Source organism: Alteromonas sp. 009811495 (assembly GCF_028865455.1).
Lineage (GTDB): Bacteria > Pseudomonadota > Gammaproteobacteria > Enterobacterales > Alteromonadaceae > Alteromonas.
Window position 1 is genome coordinate 4190336 of the sequence record NZ_CP113972.1, and the last position, 18608, is coordinate 4208943.

Here is an 18608-nt window from a genome sequence, read left to right on the forward strand (position 1 = left end):
TTAAATAGTTAATTCGCCACTCATTAATTTAGGCAGTAGTAGGTCTCGTGCTTGAGCGAGCCTATCATTGTAGTCCTGTAATTTGTTTATTTGCTCTTGTATTGGCTTAACCTCAGATAAAAACCGTTGGAGATTTTTGTCATCAGGAATAAGGATTCCTCGGCTGTATGCCATATCCCTGTTTAACCCTGGTACGGCGACATCTGTATTTATAAACTGCACGTTTTGAAGGGCGTGATATAGAAATAAACTACTCTCTTCTGAGGATATAAAATAGACCGTATCAATAGGGTAGAAATCGGTATTGACCCAATAGATACTACCAACATTGCCCTTTCTCCCCACAACAATGCCAGGCCCTTTGACCAACGCTTTTTCATGGCTTCCAACTTCACCACTAGAGCCATAAACCGGAAATGGTCCGGGCACTCGTACTTCTGCTTTTAGTGCTTTTCCGTAGTTTAATGTCGCGATTTGCTTGAGAGGCTTTTTCTCCCATCCCTCCGGTACACCATCGGTAACCTTAATTTGCTCATGGCCGGGGAAGCGCAAGTGAACAAACCATTCCTGATACAGCAGGCGAGCGGATTCTTCCAATAATTGAATACGGCGGCGATTGTTTTCAATGAGATCATCGTATTTCGACAGCAAATTACCAATCTCAGGCCAGAGTGTTCTTTCTGGAGCCTTTAAAACAACTTTCGAGAAGTCTGTTTTGTTTATTATTGGAGTAGCAGCACCACCACTAAGACCTATGCCTCTAAACACATCCATATAGTGGTTTAAGAAATAGTAAATAAACTTAGACTCATTCTGGTGATGTGGAATGACAGTATTTATTTGCTGATTTGTAAGGCAATCAACAGAGGCTATAGCACATTTTCCTATCGTGTTGCCGATACATGTGAACATAATAGAACCAGTAGGAATAAATTGGTTTTTATGCTTTTCCTTTGCAGCTTCAGTTACTGTCGTTTCGGTGGTTCGGCAATAATAGTGCTTAAAATTAAGATCTGACGGTGTTACGAATTGGAACTCTCCATCAAAGTATTCCGCAACTTTTTTGCTAGGTGTTTTTCCTGTTACGATATGCCCTAAACTGTCAATCTTGACATCAATCAAGGTAGTCATACCCCCAGCTCCTCGAATTTACGGGCAATTTTTTCGGCTAACTCTGTGGCTTCGTTATTTAAGCCTTGCAGCTCAATATGGATATCACGCAGGGCTTCTTCAAAGTCGAACTCGTCATCCACTTCTTCTGGTGCTACACCGACATAACGGCCAGGCGTTAAACTCCAATCAGCGGCTTCAATATCTGCTTTATCTACCAGTTTCACTAAGCCTTCAACATCGCAAAGTTTACCCTCAGGGAACCGGCTCAATAACCAGTGTGCTTGCTTATAGAAATAACGTACTTGCTTGAGTTGCTCTACCGCCTGCTTGCGAGCTTCATCAGCGGTTTTCTTTAGATTAGTGCGGCTACGGCCATTGAGTAATGCGTTATCCCAAAGTTCGCTTTCTTTCGCTTCATTGGCTTCAGCGAGTTCGATAACGCGAGTTGCCAGTTTATACGCTAAATCGACTTCTTTAATTAAGTTACGGCTTTGATCCGCCAGCTCTTTTAAGCAGGTATCTTTGTCCGTAAAACTCAATAAACTTGCAGCATCGTTGAATTTATTGCTGCCCCATGAGGTCTGCAATTCCTTCGTTAAAGTTTGGAATGCAGCCCAGCCATACTCTACAGATTCTTTTGCATTAAGGAAGTCTTGATAAGGTTCGGTGTTTACTTTGCCTTGTTGTAGCTTTTCCATAAACGGCTTAAAGGCATCGTTTAGCTTACCTAATTGCTCTGTAAAATCTGGAAGTGGTTTACATTTTGGCTCTTCCACAATCTCACATTGAGCAGCCTCAAGTAGCGACCTTTTAATGTATTGTTGAACCAGTTCGATAAATCTTTGGCCTTCACCACGATAAAGCCAAATTATCGCGGTTAAGTTTTGCTGCTGCTCAGGGCTGAAGTCATAAATTTTTCGAGTGACTTTGCGGTACACATTACGCGCGTCCAGCATGAGCACTTTATCGTTTAAATGCTCTGGCTTATTTTTATTTAGGAACCAAAGCTGACAAGGCACCGTTCGGGTATAGAAAAAGTTACCGCGAATATCAACCATGATATCTACATGGCCAGTTTTCACCAGTTGCTCGCGTACCTTAGCTTCATCTCGTCCAGCACTGGATGCCTGAGAAGACATTACAAACCCAGCTTTGCCTGTAGCGTTTAAATAGCTGTAAAAATACTGGATCCAAAGATAGTTACCGTTGCTAACTTTTTTGTTTTTATTTACACCAGGCAAGCCAAAAGGTAAGCGACGTTTATCGCCTTTGATCTTGTCGGCATCAACTTCGTCGACGTTAAATGGTGGGTTTGCCATGACATAATCGACGGTACCAAATAAGCCTTCATGTGGATCGTTGTAGTAAGTAATTGCTGATTCGCCACCTTCTACGTTTCCCTCTAGCCCGTGAACCGCTAGATTCATTTTGGCCAGCCGTGTTGTCACACGGTTTTTTTCATGCCCAAAGAAGGTCAGTTCATGAGGGTCTTGCGCATGGCGTTCCATAAAATGTGCACTTTGAACAAACATGCCTCCAGAGCCACAGGCAGGGTCAAATATCTTACCGTGATCTGGCTCAAGCACATTTACCAATAATTGAACTAATGAGACAGGAGTGAAGAACTCGCCTCCATCATGAGCCCCTTGATCAGCAAACTGGGTAAGGAAATATTCATATATACGACCAAAAATATCACCTGTCGCCTTTTTTAATTCTTCAGGGTTTAACGTACGCAAAAGCATGCCCAAAACATCGTTTGGAATATTGTTATATTCCTGTTTGGGAAGCTGATTACGCAGATTGGAGTAGTCAGCTTCGATAGACTCCATGGCATGAATAATAGCTTCAGCACGATTATCGGCATCTTTCAAAGCGATCAGGTAATCAAACTGCGCTTCTGTTTTAAGGTAAATCGCGCTTTTTTTAGAAAAGTCTTCTTTCGTTAGAGCACGGGTTTTGCCGCCACGACTCGGCAAGGTTTCGACAATGTCATCTTTAACTGATAAATAACGACTGTATGCGTGGCGTAAAAAGATCAGCCCCATTACAGGTAAAAAGTATTCGTTACTAGCCAACTCAGAGTTGGCGCGCAGGGTATCAGCCGATTTCCACAGGCGTTTTTCTATTGCTTCAATGTTTTCCAGTTGTGCCATGGATTCTGATTCCTAATTATTTTTTGATTTATTTGGGTCTTGTTCATTAGCTCGATTGTGTTGTTCGGCAATATATTGCTCCAGCTCACTTTGCTTAAACCGCCAAGAGTTACCTACTTTAAAACCAGGTAGCTCACCGCTTGCAGCTAGCCGGTAAATGGTGCGCTCATTAACTTTTAGATAGTCAGCGACGTCTTTAATAGTCAGAATAGGGTCACTCATGTCGAGAAATCTCACCAATGTCGAAAAAGTACAATTGAGTTCAGTTTACTCTTTTACGTATGTAGATCAATAAGTGAGGAGTTGAATAGGTAATTAGAGGTCGGGGAAGAACTTTTTTAAATCACGGTGCAAATTAGCGGGACAGTCACCAATAGCTCGCCAGTATTCAACAATACCTTTAATCTTTTTTAAATCAGCATGGTTACTGTCATGCATGATTTTTAGTAACTCTAATGTCGGCATAACTGGAACTTCAAATTCTTTTGCAAGCTCTGTCATATCTTGGTCGTCGGTGACAACAGGAACGCCTAACTCTAAAGCGTAAGCGATATATAAAGCATCTACTCTTGATGGACCTGGTAGTTCGGTTTGAACAAAATCCCAAATAAAATCAAAGTTAGTGAGAATAGCTCTTTTTTGCTTACGACCGACAGTTGGAAAGCTTTTGCGATTTTCTAAATATTCTTCCTCGTCAACCCAAGGGAATTTAGAGTTTAATCGCCTATTAGCTAGCTCATCATTTAATTCAGGCAGGATATATAAACAATATTCATTGTCGCCGAAAGACACAAATAATAGTGGTCGTATTGTTTGTGCTAATCTGAGGTAAGAGTTGGTATCTACAAGTATCTTTGATAGAGGCATTAAGTTAACTCAGAGTGTATGCTCCGAGCATCGAGCAATGGCATGCCCATAACCACTTGTACATATCCAGGGCCCTTGTTTTGCTCTTTTAGGTATTTTCTAAGTAACTCGAAGAAAGGTGTCTCAAACGCGTTCTCTGTTTTATTTATAAAATCTCGTGCATCAAGCTTCTGAATATCGCCTAATAACGTATCACTTAAGTTATGAAAGCGTTTGTTAAAATTAGTGACCGCACCAAAGAACGCCTTACTTAACTCAATTTCTGGTAAACCTTTATATGCCGCGTATTTATTGGTTTGCCCTAAAACGGTATAAGGCGATATGATTTGCTCGTCAGCCAACTCAATTACTTTCTGTATTTTTTCCGCGCTAGTTCTTTGCTGGTTTATCTCTGTATATGCTTTTTCAGCAAGAGCAGATGGAAATAACAAAGCGCCAGCAAAATCATCAGCAAAATCTTCTGCATCATCACCAGACAGAGAAGGTGACAAACAGTGGCCAAGTTCATGTGCCATCCAAAACTTAAAATCATGGATGTTTGTGTCTAAATTTAGATAAACCCAAGTTGTTTGAGAATCAGGTAAGTGGATATGTATAGCATTCTCATGTCGCTGCTTTGTACCCCACAAAGCTGGAACCACTACTGCTTGGAGCTCAGTAAATCGACGAATTAAATGGACGAAATCGACAGTTCCAATTTCACCTAAATTAATATCTGTACGAACTTTAGACGTTACTTGACGTAAATATTCATAATCACGGTTTGGTGATTTTAGCACTGGTGGCATTTCCAGTGTTTGAAAAGGTAGGTAAGGTACTAGGTGACGTAAAAAGCGACCTATTTCTTGCGCTTTTTCTATATGATGATCTTTAGTCTTAGTGCCTGCTTTTTTGCGAAAAGCAATCAATGGCGCGTTCGGCTCATCGTTTATTACAAGCTCTCCAAAACTTAATTGTAAGAGCTTTGCAAGCTTCAACAGTTTATTAGGTCTTGGGAAAGATTTGGCATTTAGCCATTGTGAAACTGCTTCTTTTGTTACGCCCAAAGACTCAGCGACTGCGGTTTGATTCAACCCAGCTTGTTCCATTGCATCTTGTGCGCTTTTGATATTAAGTCTCTTTTGCATGGCGAGCAGTATATAGTGGAGTCAAGTTTTGTCAAGTTTACAGTAAGTATACATTGTGAACAAAAAACGGCCACATATCGTGACCGTTTTTGTTTCGTACTTTGTACCAGTAGCGAACTTTCAAATTAGTTGCGCACATTAAACACTGTTTCGATCATTATTTAACGTGCACAGGTCTGCAAACCAAAAAACACTTACTCAACCGTTACCGATTTTGCCAGGTTACGAGGTTGGTCCACATCGGTGCCTTTAATCAAAGCAACATAGTAAGACAATAGCTGTAGTGGCAATGTGTAAATAATTGGCGCAATAGGCTCTTCACAATGCGGTACATCAATAACACGCATAGTTTCATCGCCCGCAAAGGCAGCGTCTTTATCTGCAAATACGTACATAATGCCGCCACGTGCGCGTACTTCTTCAACGTTAGATTTAAGCTTTTCGAGTAGCTCGTTGTTAGGCGCCACTACGATAACTGGCATCTCATCATCAATAAGTGCAAGTGGACCGTGCTTTAACTCACCAGACGCGTAGGCTTCAGCGTGAATGTAAGAGATCTCTTTAAGCTTAAGCGCGCCTTCCATTGCAATAGGATACTGGTCACCACGACCTAAGAATAAACTATGGTTTTTGTCAGCAAACTCTTCGGCTAGGTCTTCAATACCACCTGTGATAGCCAAGGTTTCTTCTAGCTTTGCAGGTAGGCTATGAAGCGCAGAAACAATACCTTTAGCATCAGATTCGGCCATACCGTTCTCTTTGCCAAGTGCTAAGGTTAGCATCAAGAATGCCGTTAACTGCGTAGTGAAGGCTTTGGTTGAAGCTACACCAATTTCAGCGCCAGCGCGTGTCATAAAGGCAAGGTCGGATTCGCGTACAAGCGATGAGCCAGGTACGTTACAAATGGTCAGGCTCGACATGTAGCCCAATTCTTTTGCAAGACGTAGTGCTGCCAATGTATCTGCCGTTTCACCTGACTGAGAAATGGTAATAAGCAAACTGTTTGGGTGAACCACAGACTTGCGGTAGCGGAACTCAGACGCAATTTCTACGTTACACGATACATTCGCGTATTGCTCAAGCCAGTAACGCGCAGTCATACCCGCATGATAACTTGTACCACAAGCAATAATTTGAACGTGTTTTACTTTGCTAAAGATATCTGCCGCGCCTTCGCCAAATACGCCAGGCATTAGACCATTCTCGTCTATACGATTTTGAAGTGCATTGCGTACAACGGTAGGTTGTTCGTGAATTTCTTTAAGCATGTAGTGACGGTAGCCCGCTTTATCACCCGCATCGTGCTCAATATTCGATTCAATAACTTCACGCTCTACAGGTGCGCCATCTTTATCAAAGATACTTACGTCGCGACGCGTGATTTCAGCTACATCGCCCTCTTCTAAAAAGATAAAGCGGCGAGTTACTGGCAATAATGCCATTTGGTCAGATGCGATAAAGTTCTCACCTAGGCCCAAACCAATGACTAATGGACTGCCAGAGCGCGCCACTACCACGCGACTTGGATCTTCTTTATCCATAATCACTGTGCCATAAGCACCGTGAAAGGTTTTAACTGCGCTTTGTACCGCGTTTAAAAGTGTTTTACCTGATTTCAATTCTTCGTGAACGGTGTGCGCAATAGTTTCGGTATCAGTATCACTGGTGAAGGTATACCCTTTTTCAGCAAGCTGCGCTTTTAGTGTTACATAGTTTTCAATGATGCCGTTGTGTACTACTGCCACGCGGTCAGTTGAGAAATGAGGGTGGGCATTCGCTTCAGTAACACCACCGTGTGTTGCCCAGCGTGTATGCGCGATACCCGTTCCACCAAGTGCGTCTTCTTGTGCTACAGCGTCAGCCAGTTCTTGTACTTTGCCTGTACGACGAATGCGTTTTAGCGTGCCATCTTGTTGCAACAATGCCACACCAGCCGAGTCATACCCACGGTACTCAAGGCGTTTAAGTCCTTCTAGTAGAATTTCTACTACATTACGTTCGGCAACAGCGCCTACAATTCCACACATAATTATTCTCCATTAAGCGCAGCAATCATTACCGCAACGCCCTGTTCTTCGATGTTTTGTTTATCTTGAGCACTGATACCCTCGTCAGTGATCAAAACTGAAATAGTGTCCCAACCTAATTCGAGATTGGGCATTTTATGAGTTAGTTTCTTCGAACTTGCCATTACAACGACCTTACTGGCGGCTTGGGCCATGGCGCGTGTTACACCTGTTAGTTCGTTAAACGTGGTTGTACCGCGGTTGACATCAATACCTGCAGCGCCAATAAAAGCAATATCAAAACTATAGGCGTTAACCAATTGTTCGGCCATAGCACCTTGAAAAGACTGCGATTGTGCATCCCACGTACCGCCTGTCATCAGCACAGTAGGCTCTTTCTCACATTGTGTAAGGTAGTTCGCTGTCGCCAGCGCATTGGTCATCACTACCAAACCACCAATCTGTGACAAAAAAGGAAGGATTGTTGAAGTTGTTGAGCCGCAATCGATAACAAGTTTGCTGCCAGGCTTAACCAACGATGCTGCACACTCACCGATATGAGAAAGCGATGATATGACATTGCTTGTTTTTGGGGATAACGCGTCGGGTACACTGTGATTTGCAACTGCCGGTACCGCACCACCGAACTGTCTAATTATTAACCCCTGCGCGTCAAGGGCCGCTAAGTCTTTTCTTATAGTGACTTCAGATGTATTAAATTGTGCTGCCAAGGCCTCCACCTGCGTGTGGCCGTGCTGGTTTATCCACGTCACTATTGCCTGACGTCGCACATCAACTGACTTACTACTTCTCAATTGTTATCGTTCCGCTCGGTTAATAGTTATATTCACAGTAGGTGGCAAACACGCATAACTTTCAAAACGAAAGCTATGAATTATATTTCGAAAGCATGCTATGTTATTACGAAACTTTGATCAAGCGTTTTGTTTATTTATACATCAATTTTGCCTGTGCAGCATTTGCTTCAATGGCCAGCTCTATTGTTCGAATTACAGCAACCACACTGTTTGCATCTGCTGGCAAAGAAGCATTGCCTGCAACGGCCTTCGCAAATTCTTTGAAGAAAGTGAGATACTGACCATCAAGAGTGGGGACTTTCTTCTGAGTTGCCTCATTACCCAGCTCACCGTGTTCTTCATGTGGTGTCACGGCCCATTTTTCATCTGTGAACGGCAACGCAGCCCTTAACTGGTCTTCTTGTGGATCTAAATAGAATTTACGATAGCTAGCTTTTGTTCCCTGCACATCAAAGCGCAATGTAGCGCCGCCTTGAAAGGCAGAACTGCCGAGTTTTATCACTTTATCTTCGTAGTGAAGCGTAATATCAAAACAGTCATCTGATTGACCACCTTCGCGAAGTGTAACGATATCAGCTGATACTGCTTTAGGCTCACCAAATAGCTGTAGAGCCTGGTCTATAAGATGAGGGCCAAGATCCCAGAAAATACCGCTGCCCGGCCCGGCATTCTCTCGCCAACGATTACGCGGTGTAGGACGAAAGCGGTCGAATCGACTTTCAAATCGCTTAACATCTCCCAAGGTGCCTTCTGCCATAAGCTTCTTAAGCGTAAGAAAGTCGCCATCAAAGCGTCTATTGTGGTAAACACAAAGCTTGCGATTTTTAGACTTTGCCAGACTAACAAGCGCCTCTGCGTCGGCTGTGCTTAACGTAAATGGCTTCTCGACTAATACATGACAGTTATATCCAAGAGCAAGTTTAGCTTGAGGTGCATGAAGGTGATTTGGCGTTGTGATCACCACCAAGTCAAAAGTGTGCTTTTCCAGCGCTTCTTCTAAGGATGTATACACAGTAGCGTCGGGCAGCGCTGCATTTACCAAGTCAGGTTTTGAAGATACCACCCCATCAACAACGAAGTCTGGAAGATAGTTGAGAAATGGCAGATGAAAGGTCTGGGCTGAAAAACCAAATCCAACAAGTAAGGTAGAAAGCATTTGTGCTCCTTGGTGGGAAATTGAAACTTGCGTGTTGTGTCTACTACTATAACAAGCATAAAAAAACGGAGCGTCTTTATTAAAGAACTCGCTCCGCTTTTTTATTAGCTAAGGCTGATTTGCGCCTTGTTACAACTTTTTAGTCGGTCTCGGCCAGTTCGCAATATTGCGCTGTTTACCGCGCGCGACAGCCAATGCTTTATCTTCCACTGCACTGGTGATAACTGAGCCCGCTCCAACCGTTGCGCCATCACCAATAGACACAGGCGCAACCAATGAAGAGTTAGAACCAATAAATGCATTCTCTCCAATAATGGTTTTTGATTTATTCACGCCATCGTAATTACATGTGATGGTACCCGCGCCAATGTTGGCATTCGGGCCGACCTGTGCGTCACCTAAATAAGTAAGGTGATTGGCTTTTGCACCCTCACCCAAAACTGCTTTTTTCATTTCAACAAAGTTACCCACTTTGGCATTTTTGTGCATAACTGCGCCAGGACGAAGTCGGGCATAAGGGCCGACTACGCACGCTTCACCCACTTGAGCATCTTCGATAATTGAATTGGCTTCAATCACTGCATTATCTGCAATCGTGCAGTTTCGCAAAATACAGTTAGCACCAATTGTAACGTTGCTGCCAATTTTGACTTCACCTTCAACAATAACGTTTACGTCAATAACAATGTCATTGCCAATATCCATTGAACCACGTAAATCGAAGCGTGATGGGTCAAGTAGCGTTACACCATTGGTCATCAGTTCATTAGCTTGACGATGTTGTAAAGCGCGTTCTAGGTTAGCGAGTTGCAAACGGTTATTGACACCTTCAACTTCTACCGCTGATTGCGGCTGCGCAGATTGAATTCGCTTACCTTCAGCGGCCGCCATCGCAATCACATCAGTAAGGTAGTACTCGCCCTGCGCGTTGTCGTTGCTTAAATCACCCAACCAGCGTTTTAGGTCTGCGCCTGACATCATCATCATGCCAGTATTAATTTCTTTTATTTCACGCTGAGCGTCTGTCGCGTCTTTATGTTCTACAATCGCAGTTATATTGTCGTTTTCACGAACGATGCGCCCCATACCTGTAGGGTCATCCAGCTCTACCGTTAATAACGCAAGGTCACACTGTGCTTTTACCGCTTTAAGCGCGCTTAACGTTTCTTCTCGTATTAGCGGCGCATCACCAACCAAAATGAGCACATCCTCATCGTCTTTTACATGAGGAACCGCCTGCTGAACAGCATGACCTGTACCCAATTGCTCAGCTTGCAAACACCAGTTTAGGTTGTCTTCGATAATCGTTGCTTTAAGTTGGTCACCACCGTGGCCGTAAACAAGATGTATATTGTCAGCGCCCAGCGATTTAACGGTATTAATGATGCGTTGAACCATTGGCACACCGCCAACTTTGTGCAGTACTTTTGGCAAAGATGACTTCATGCGGGTACCTTTACCCGCAGCTAAAACAACGACTGAGAAAGCCATAGTATTCCTTTAATTTGCTAATACGTATAAACAGTAAATATCAATGATTAAGGCTAGTGTAACTAAGGTAGATGAAGATGTCAGTGCTTCATTACATCAAAAAGCGTCATATCCACTAGTCAAATAGGCTTTTGTCATTTAGTCTAAATTTACAGCAAACTACCTAGTAGTTCATAAGTGCAGCGGTTATAATTGCACTAACGATATAACGTTCAGTCAGGCAAGGGAGCATGCGTAGTCTGTGAACACATTTAGAACACTGCATCGAAGCATACTGGTGTTATTCGCCGTGGTAGTCATCGCCATTGTGACACTGGTTCATTTTAGTATTTCCAAAATTGTTGCCGAGCAAAGTCGCGCGCAACAACAATCCTTATCACCCGCCATTTCGCTAATTGTCGAGCAATTGCTTAAACCACTTCATATTTCTGAAGCGTTGGGGCACTCCACTGAGCTTGTCGATTTAATGCGCGGTGAGAACATTGATGAGACTGCTGTTTTCAAGACATTGGATCGTCTTGAAGATGAATTTGGCTTATCGTTTTTTATCGCCTCAGAAAGTGACAGAAAGCAATACAATTCTGACGGCTCGATAATTGATCTTGTTGAGGGTGAGGTAAGTTGGTACTTCAAGTATCGAGACCACCCAGCTGATGCCGTTGCAGACATCGGCAAATGGGAAGATACCCATTTTTACATCGATATTAAAATTCACGACGAATCTGGAAAATTCTTAGGCTTTTTTGGGGTAGGTAAAAGCCTTAGAAGCTTTATCGAAGTTTTTGATACCTACAAGCAGGAGTATGGCTACGACTTTCTCTTTGTCGATGGACAAGGCGACATTATGCTGTCATCTGATCCAGAACTTATTGCGTCATATTCTGAATTTACGAATCTTTCAGAATTGCCTTGGTATGCAAGTCTGCCCATCGCCATTCAAGACGAGCAAGCGCTTAACAATAAGCTTGTCACCATTGATCAGAAAGATTTTCTTATTGCTGAAGTTAAACTCAATCAGTTTGGCTGGACTGTGTTTTTACTAAGCCCTCTTGAAGACCGACAAGCGGAGATTTCTCAGGCGTTTATTTTCAGTGTTGTAACGCTGCTTGTTGTTGTGTTTTCTCTGTTTCTGCTTATATACAACCTGCTGTACTACTTTAGAAAAGATATGCAGCCAGACTTAGTTGTACGACATTCTACTCGCTTGCCCGAAAAAGATAACTTACAGCTCATCTATAAAACACTGTTGGCTGAACACAATTCACTGAGTTTGATGCTGATTAATGTAGATGGTTTTAGCGACATAGTGGATGCTCACGGAAGAAACACAGGTGACGATATTCTGGATAAAGTGGTGGGGTATTTAGCGGATCATTTACGAGATAGCGACGTACTAGGACGATGGAGTAGTGAAGAGTTTATTGTCCTGTTACCAAATACTGGCCCACATGTGGCGTTTGATCTTGCTCAGAATATTCGTCATGGTATTGCCACATTACCGCCGTTACCAGAATTACCTGACCTACAAATAACAGCGTCGATTGGTATTTCCTATACCGCATCAAGCCGCGCTATGCATGAAGTCACTGCACATGCAGAAGACGCGCTTTATCAAGCAAAGCGCGATGGAAGCAATTTAGTGAGGATGCAGCTTATTGAGTAGCGGTCTGTGCTTTAGACCGCCTCCTTGTGAGCACACCTGTTGTCAGTGCAACACCGAACAGAATCATTAGACCACCGATGATGGTTTGTGCTGACAAGTGCTCTTGCAAAAACAACACTCCCCAAACGATGCCAAATAGCGGTACAAGGTATGCCACCGTTATCGCCTTTGCTGGGCCTATATTGGCAATTAACTTAAAGTAAAGAATGTACGCAATACCGGTACCTGCAATGGCCAGTGCCACAGCGTTTGCCCAAGCATGGGTGCTTGGCATAGTAGCGGGTAAGGTCGCCAGTGCAAACGGTGCTAACATTACACTTGCCATCGCTTGGCTACCCGTAGCGACGACCAATGGCTTTACTCCCTGCAACCACTTTTTCATCATACTTGCGGCAATACCATACCCCAATGTAGCCAGTAACGCTGTAAGGATAGGTAAAAAACTTATTTCTCCTTCGCCTAGCTTTTGCTGGCTAATTACCGCCACACCGATAAAACCAATAAACAGCCCCGCTATCGCAGATTTAGTTAATTTGTCGCCCAGCCATGCCCACGCAACTATTGCGCCGAACATAGGCGCTGTGGCGTTTAAAATTGCGTTTACGCCCGCTTCCAAATGCAAACTGCTGTAGTTAAACAGCACGAAAGGCACTGCGGTGTTGGCAAGCCCGACTAACGCAATGGCTAACCAATGTTGCCGTATATCTTTAATCGAACCTCGCAACATGAGCAAAGGAAGTAAAACCGCTGTGGCAAGTAATGTACGAATTGCAACGAGCACATAGATACCAAACTCAGGGGCAGCAACTCGCATAAATATAAATGAGCCTCCCCAAATACCTGCTAGCACTAACAGTGATAGAAGATCTTTTATTGCCATAATACGCCTTGCGCTCCTTCTAAATTCAACAAAAACTGCTTTCGATGCAAACCGCCAGCATAGCCGGTGAGGGTTTTGTTACTGCCAATAATACGATGACAAGGCACGACTATCGCAATAGGATTCCGACCATTAGCCATACCAACGGCGCGCACACCTTTAGGGTTTCCTATAGCGTTTGCTATATCCAGATAGCTCGCCGTTTCACCATAAGGGATTTGCACAAGCGCTTCCCACACCCGGCGCTGAAATTGCGTACCGCCAGCAGCTAAAGGTAAGTCAAATTGGGTAAGTTTTCTGGCAAAATAGGCATTAAGTTGTGCACACGCTTCTTGAGTTAACACATTACTTATTGCGGTTTTCTCGGGTGCATCCACAAACGCAATCGCAGTAACACCCTGTGTGTTGGCATGCACTTGCACGTAGCCTTCAGGCGTTTCAATATGCTGTGTGTATTCCATAAAAGCCCTTTTCTTGTTGCACTCTCAATACGTGCTTGTAACACGCAGTTTCAACTAATTAATGTGTTTATGTATTGTGCTCACTCAACTGCCACATCTGAAGCGTAAGATAACTACGCCAGGGCGCTGCGTCTTCTGAACGCACGACAAATTTTTCTGCGGTTTTACGTACTATTAAATCGCCAGAGAGGTACACATCCGGGTTTCGTTCACCGCGCATTCTTAAGCAATCCAGTGTCCATTGTCCTATGCCTTTTATCGATAAAATATCATCGTGCGATGGCATTTTACTTTGCGCGAATAAACTGGCGAACTGACGAATAGCATTTTTTCTAGCCTGCGGCATACGCAAAAACGCAAGGTCACTCGACGCTACATCGTCAGGTGTTGGGAAATAAACGTGCGACTGTGCTGGTGCTTTTTCAGCATGAGCATCCAAGTTATCTTGTGAATGTATCGCCTGCCGTCCTAAATGGTGTACCAGTAACGATACTTGCCCAATAGCGGCTTTAACACTCACCTGTTGCCCTACAATAGCGCGACATCCGCTTTCAAACACGCTCCATGCGCTAGGAAGTCGTAAACCGCAGGTAAGCTGTTGCGGCGCAAGCCCCGCTTTGGTTAAACTTTCTTCAATCAATATGGGGTCTGCATTAAGGTCGAGCATAGCTTTAATGTTTTCAATAACGCGATGTAAATGCATTAAATTTGAAAGCGTAAGTGCTACTGAAAATCCACTGCGTTTAGGGTCGTGTTTAACACTGAAATAGCCATCAGCTCCTTCCCATTCAAACCAACGTTCGTAAGTATCTTCTGTCACCTGCTCCATCCTTGGGATAGCGCGAAGTGCCAAAAACTGGCGAACATAAGGCCAGTTGTAAGGTGGTCTATAAGACAAAAATAACGTGATTTGTTGTTCAGTATGACTTTGGTGTTTGCGAAGCTGTGACGGTGTAGTATCGCAATACTGGGCCATGGCGCGCTGCAGTTGTCGTAATGACTGATACCCAGCCGTAAATGCCACATCAGTTATCGACAGTGAAGACTGTTGAATAAGCTGCTTGGCGAATAAAGCACGATGCATATTTTGAAATGACTTAGGAGACAAACCTAATGCATTCACCATCAACTTATTGAGATAACGCTCACTTATCCCTAACCGTGCTGCGACACCAGACACTGATTCTGAAGGAATAACCGATAGCAACGCAATTGCACGATTTACCGTTGCACCCACGCCACTCCACGCTGGCGAGTGAGGCGCACTATCTGGGCGACATCGAAAGCAAGGTCTAAAACCATGTGCCATGGCAGTGGTCGCATGCTGATAGTAAGTTACATTTTCTTCATTCGGTAACTTGGCGGGGCAAATCGGGCGACAAAAGATCCCCGTTGTTTTGACTGCCACAAAGAAAGTACCGTCAAAACGTGGGTCGCGACTTAGCCGAGCTTTAGTTAAGGTCTGGGAATCAACACTAGTACCGTTTTTAAGTTGAAGCTCTGACATAAAGAATTTACAGCGCCTTATTGAATGAACAGTGCTAGTCTATAGCGCATTGATACACAGTGCGCGACAAAATCGGATCTCACAATTGTTTTTATGTGAGCATACAAAAAAGACGTGAATTTGATCATTAGCCGCGCTATCCGCATAATATCGAAACAATAAAAACGACCGCCACTCATTTTTTAGTTGAGCAACGCGGCCTACAGAGCGACTTATATGCTGAATTCATTGCGCAAATTGATGTCGCGCAAATCCCTAACATGGCTGTTACTCATACTGATTACGCATACTTTTCCAGTACATGCAGACTGGTTGGATGATTATGCAAAGTATGTTCAAAGTGAAGCTGATAAGTTTAATGTACCCGGCTACGCGTTTGTTTTTTACGAGCAAGGCAAAGCTCCTCGCGTATACGTTTATGGTAAAACGGCTAAGCGCAATGGCAAGAAGATAACCGAAAACACTGTTTTTCGATTAGCGTCAGTATCGAAAACGTTTACCGCACTATTATCTGCAAAACTGGTAGAACAAAACCAGCTATCTTGGACTACGCCTATTAGCACATTGCTGCCTGATATTCCGTTTAAAGGCAATGGTATGCAATCACTTCAGTTGCAACATATTGTGGGGCAATCTAGCGGCTTCATGCCCAATGCCTACGACAACCTAATAGAAGCAGACTACTCATTAGAACGCGTATTAAAGTCGCTTGGCGAATTAGAGCCCTTATGTAAACCTGGCGAATGTTATACCTACCAAAACGCCCTATTTGGTGCCTTAGAGTATTACTTTAGTAATCACAACACGTCATATTCGGCGCAAATGCATACGCAACTTTTTGCGCCATTAGGAATGAAAACCGCAAGTGTAGGTAAAGGTGGCCTACTTTCATCTTCATCTTGGGCTCACCCTCATATTGCCATTGCCCGTAATAAATGGCGTGAAGGGAATGTCGAGAGTAACTATTACCGCTTTTCTCCCGCGGCAGGTGTGAATGCGAGCATCAGTGATATGACTATTTACTTGCAAGCACTCTTAGGTGAGTTTCCCACGGTTATGTCGCCAGAAATGGTAGAGTATGTCACGACCGAACGGGTCAAAACTAAGCGAGAAACCTACAGACGCGGTTGGCGAGGCATGATTGACGATGCCCATTATGGGTTGGGCTGGCGTATTTATAATATTGACGGCGTTAAGCTGAATTATCATGGTGGCTGGGTGAAAGGTTATCGTGCCGATGTGGCGTTTTCACCAGAGCACAAGGTGGGATATGTCATGCTCATGAACGCAGAGTCGAATATGATCAATTCGACCACTGCGCAGTTGTGGAAGCGTTTTTTCGAAAAAGCCGACGCTAACAAATCGTAGTGCCGGCTATTTACATATTATTGCTTAAGGTAAGTATAGCCGCTTAAGCAACTTTCATAGAAGTCAGTCCAACGCACACCTTCACGCGGATTAAGCTTGCCATCCCACACTTGTTTGTCGATAAGACGTTTAACGTCTGATGCCATGGCGCGGGGGTTATATTGCATAACATTAAGCACGTCTTCAACTGATGAACCTTTCACAACTTCTTCAATATAGAAGTCTTCAGGATCGTCATCATAGCTGTAGATGTGTACTTCGTTTAAACGACCAAACAAATTATGCATATCGCCCATAACGTCTTGATACGCGCCCGTTAAAAATAGACCAACGTAGTACGGCTCACCTTTTTTCAGCGGATGCATAGGCAGTACATCGGTAATTTCACGGCCAATAGTAAACTGGTCAATTTTACCGTCACTGTCACACGTAATATCAACCAGTGAACAATTAACTGTTGGCTTTTCGTTCATACGCGTAAGCGGCACCACTGGCAACAATTGATCAATTGCCCACGTATCTGCAGCAGACTGGAATATAGAGAAATTACACAGATACTGAGATGACAAGCTGTAATCTAGCTCTTGTAGCTCCTCAGGCACATATTCCTCGTTGCGGTAGTGCTTCTGTAAGCGCTCCATTATCTGCCAATACAATGTTTCAATCTTGCCAAGTTCTTCTAGTGGCAATACGCGAAGCTTAAACGCATCAAGGGCCTGCTCTTTGTATTGCGAAGCGTCATTGTAGATTTCATGCATGTTGGTCTGCTCATCAAAGGTATCAGCAAGCTCGCGCATGTTTTTAAGGAAAACATGTTCGTCTTCTTTTGCTGACGTATCCATTTGAGACGCGTTTGATTTAATTTCACCCACAATTTCAGTAATAACACAGCTGTGATGCGCCGTAATTGCGCGACCACTTTCACTGACCAAGTTTGGATGAGGAACGCCTTCCAAGTCACACATTTCCTTCATGCCATACACAACATCTGCAACGTATTCTTGCATGCTATAGTTGCGCGAAGACTCATTGGTCGAGTTACTGCCGTCATAGTCGATGCCAAGACCACCACCTACGTCAACGTAGTCCAGTTCAAAGCCCATTTTGTGCAAGTCTGCATATATACGCGCACCTTCGGTGATGGCTTCTTTCACCGCTCGAATATCCGTTAATTGGCTTCCAATATGGAAGTGCAGAAGTTTCAAGCAGTGCGCCATACCTTGCTCTTCTAGGTAACGTGCAGCATTGATAATCTCTGTGATAGTTAGACCGAATTTGGCGCGTTCACCACCGGAGCTTTCCCACTTCCCACGACCTTTTACCGTCATTTTGGAGCGCACACCAATAATGGGCTCGATATTAAGTTCTTTTGCAATCTTAACCAGCAACAGCAGCTCGGTGTATTTTTCAACCACCACCACTACGCGACGGCCTAGCTTTCTACCTAATAAAGCAAGACGCATCACTTCATCGTCTTTATAGCCATTTAGGATAGTGAGTGAGTCTTCATTGGTGTTCATCGCCAACACGGTCAGTAACTCAGCTTTCGAGCCTGCTTCTAAGCCATAGTTAAACGGTTTTCCCGCGTCAACAATCTCTTCAACGACTTCGCGCATCTGGTTAACTTTAACCGGATAAACACCTTGGTATTCACCTTTATACTCGGCTTCTTCGATTGTGCTTCGAAATGCTTTATTTAGACCGGCAACTTGCGATCGCAGAATGTCATGAAAGCGCACAACAACAGGAAACTGCACACCCTCTTTGCGAATGTCTTCAATGACCGAATTAAAGTCGATTTGGATACTTGGATCCTCTGGCACTGGGGTAATATGTACGTTGCCATTTTCACCCACTTTGAAATAGCCACCACCCCACTGAGACACGCCATAGACGCGCTCTGCTTCTTCGATACTCCAATCTGTCAATGTATTCACCTATATCTAATGAGCTAAGCGCATGCCTAGCATGGTAAGTGCAAAATTAAGCAGCGTA

The 18608-nt window shown here is 43.8% G+C and carries 15 protein-coding genes; 2 read left to right on the top strand and 13 right to left on the bottom strand.

From position 1 onward, the window contains the following. The 9 genes from OZ660_RS18740 to glmU form a co-directional block, all read right to left on the bottom strand. Entirely contained in the window at positions 1–1131 is a 1131-nt protein-coding gene (locus OZ660_RS18740) for a restriction endonuclease subunit S (RefSeq protein ID WP_274741996.1), read from the bottom strand. Further along, positions 1128–3269, bottom strand: a complete 2142-nt coding sequence (locus tag OZ660_RS18745; protein WP_274741997.1) for a class I SAM-dependent DNA methyltransferase — start codon at positions 3267–3269, stop codon at positions 1128–1130. Before OZ660_RS18745 ends, OZ660_RS18740 begins: the two co-directional genes overlap by 4 nt. Before the next feature lie 12 nt (positions 3270–3281). Next, positions 3282–3491 (bottom strand): helix-turn-helix domain-containing protein, encoded by a 210-nt coding sequence (locus tag OZ660_RS18750; protein WP_123324127.1) that lies wholly within the window; start codon positions 3489–3491, stop codon positions 3282–3284. A gap of 93 nt (positions 3492–3584) precedes the next feature. Further along, positions 3585–4061 carry a DNA-binding protein gene (locus OZ660_RS18755; protein ID WP_274741998.1) on the bottom strand — a complete coding sequence of 159 codons (477 nt, stop codon included), beginning with the start codon at positions 4059–4061 and terminating at the stop codon, positions 3585–3587. A gap of 74 nt (positions 4062–4135) precedes the next feature. Next, complete coding sequence (locus OZ660_RS18760) at positions 4136–5263, bottom strand: helix-turn-helix domain-containing protein (RefSeq protein ID WP_274741999.1); 1128 nt, start codon at positions 5261–5263, stop codon at positions 4136–4138. 194 nt (positions 5264–5457) lie between these two features. Continuing rightward, the gene (gene glmS / locus OZ660_RS18765; protein WP_274742000.1) at positions 5458–7290 is read right to left on the bottom strand and encodes a glutamine--fructose-6-phosphate transaminase (isomerizing); all 1833 of its coding nucleotides are present in this window, start codon (positions 7288–7290) and stop codon (positions 5458–5460) included. Between the two features lie 2 nt (positions 7291–7292). Next, positions 7293–8084, bottom strand: a complete 792-nt coding sequence (locus OZ660_RS18770; RefSeq protein ID WP_274742001.1) for a DeoR/GlpR family DNA-binding transcription regulator — start codon at positions 8082–8084, stop codon at positions 7293–7295. A 133-nt stretch (positions 8085–8217) separates the two neighbouring features. Next, positions 8218–9243 carry a Gfo/Idh/MocA family oxidoreductase gene (locus OZ660_RS18775; RefSeq protein ID WP_274742002.1) on the bottom strand — a complete coding sequence of 342 codons (1026 nt, stop codon included), beginning with the start codon at positions 9241–9243 and terminating at the stop codon, positions 8218–8220. Positions 9244–9372: 129 nt separating this feature from the next. Then, complete coding sequence (glmU, locus tag OZ660_RS18780; RefSeq protein ID WP_274742003.1) at positions 9373–10734, bottom strand: bifunctional UDP-N-acetylglucosamine diphosphorylase/glucosamine-1-phosphate N-acetyltransferase GlmU; 1362 nt, start codon at positions 10732–10734, stop codon at positions 9373–9375. Between the two features lie 241 nt (positions 10735–10975). Between glmU and OZ660_RS18785 the strand changes: the two genes are divergently transcribed. After that, the gene (locus OZ660_RS18785) at positions 10976–12397 is read left to right on the top strand and encodes a sensor domain-containing diguanylate cyclase (RefSeq protein WP_274742004.1); all 1422 of its coding nucleotides are present in this window, start codon (positions 10976–10978) and stop codon (positions 12395–12397) included. On the opposite strand, the gene OZ660_RS18790 is transcribed toward OZ660_RS18785, so the two are convergent. The 3 genes from OZ660_RS18790 to OZ660_RS18800 form a co-directional block, all read right to left on the bottom strand. Beyond that, on the bottom strand, positions 12387–13277 hold the full coding sequence (locus OZ660_RS18790; protein WP_202262852.1) for a DMT family transporter: 891 nt from the start codon (positions 13275–13277) through the stop codon (positions 12387–12389). The two genes, OZ660_RS18785 and OZ660_RS18790, sit on opposite strands and share 11 nt — an antisense overlap. Beyond that, positions 13268–13738, bottom strand: coding sequence for a methylated-DNA--[protein]-cysteine S-methyltransferase (locus OZ660_RS18795; protein ID WP_274742005.1), 471 nt, complete (start codon positions 13736–13738; stop codon positions 13268–13270). Before OZ660_RS18795 ends, OZ660_RS18790 begins: the two co-directional genes overlap by 10 nt. Positions 13739–13805: 67 nt before the next feature. Further along, positions 13806–15245: a DNA-3-methyladenine glycosylase 2 family protein gene (locus OZ660_RS18800; protein ID WP_274742006.1), complete on the bottom strand. Its 1440-nt coding sequence runs from the start codon at positions 15243–15245 to the stop codon at positions 13806–13808. Between the two features lie 216 nt (positions 15246–15461). On the opposite strand from OZ660_RS18800, the gene OZ660_RS18805 reads away from it, so the two are divergent. Continuing rightward, positions 15462–16613: a serine hydrolase domain-containing protein gene (locus tag OZ660_RS18805; protein WP_274742007.1), complete on the top strand. Its 1152-nt coding sequence runs from the start codon at positions 15462–15464 to the stop codon at positions 16611–16613. 17 nt (positions 16614–16630) lie between these two features. Here the strand turns inward: OZ660_RS18805 and speA are convergent, their stop codons facing one another. After that, the gene (speA, locus tag OZ660_RS18810; RefSeq protein ID WP_226431843.1) at positions 16631–18541 is read right to left on the bottom strand and encodes a biosynthetic arginine decarboxylase; all 1911 of its coding nucleotides are present in this window, start codon (positions 18539–18541) and stop codon (positions 16631–16633) included. Positions 18542–18608: the final 67 nt, after the last annotated feature.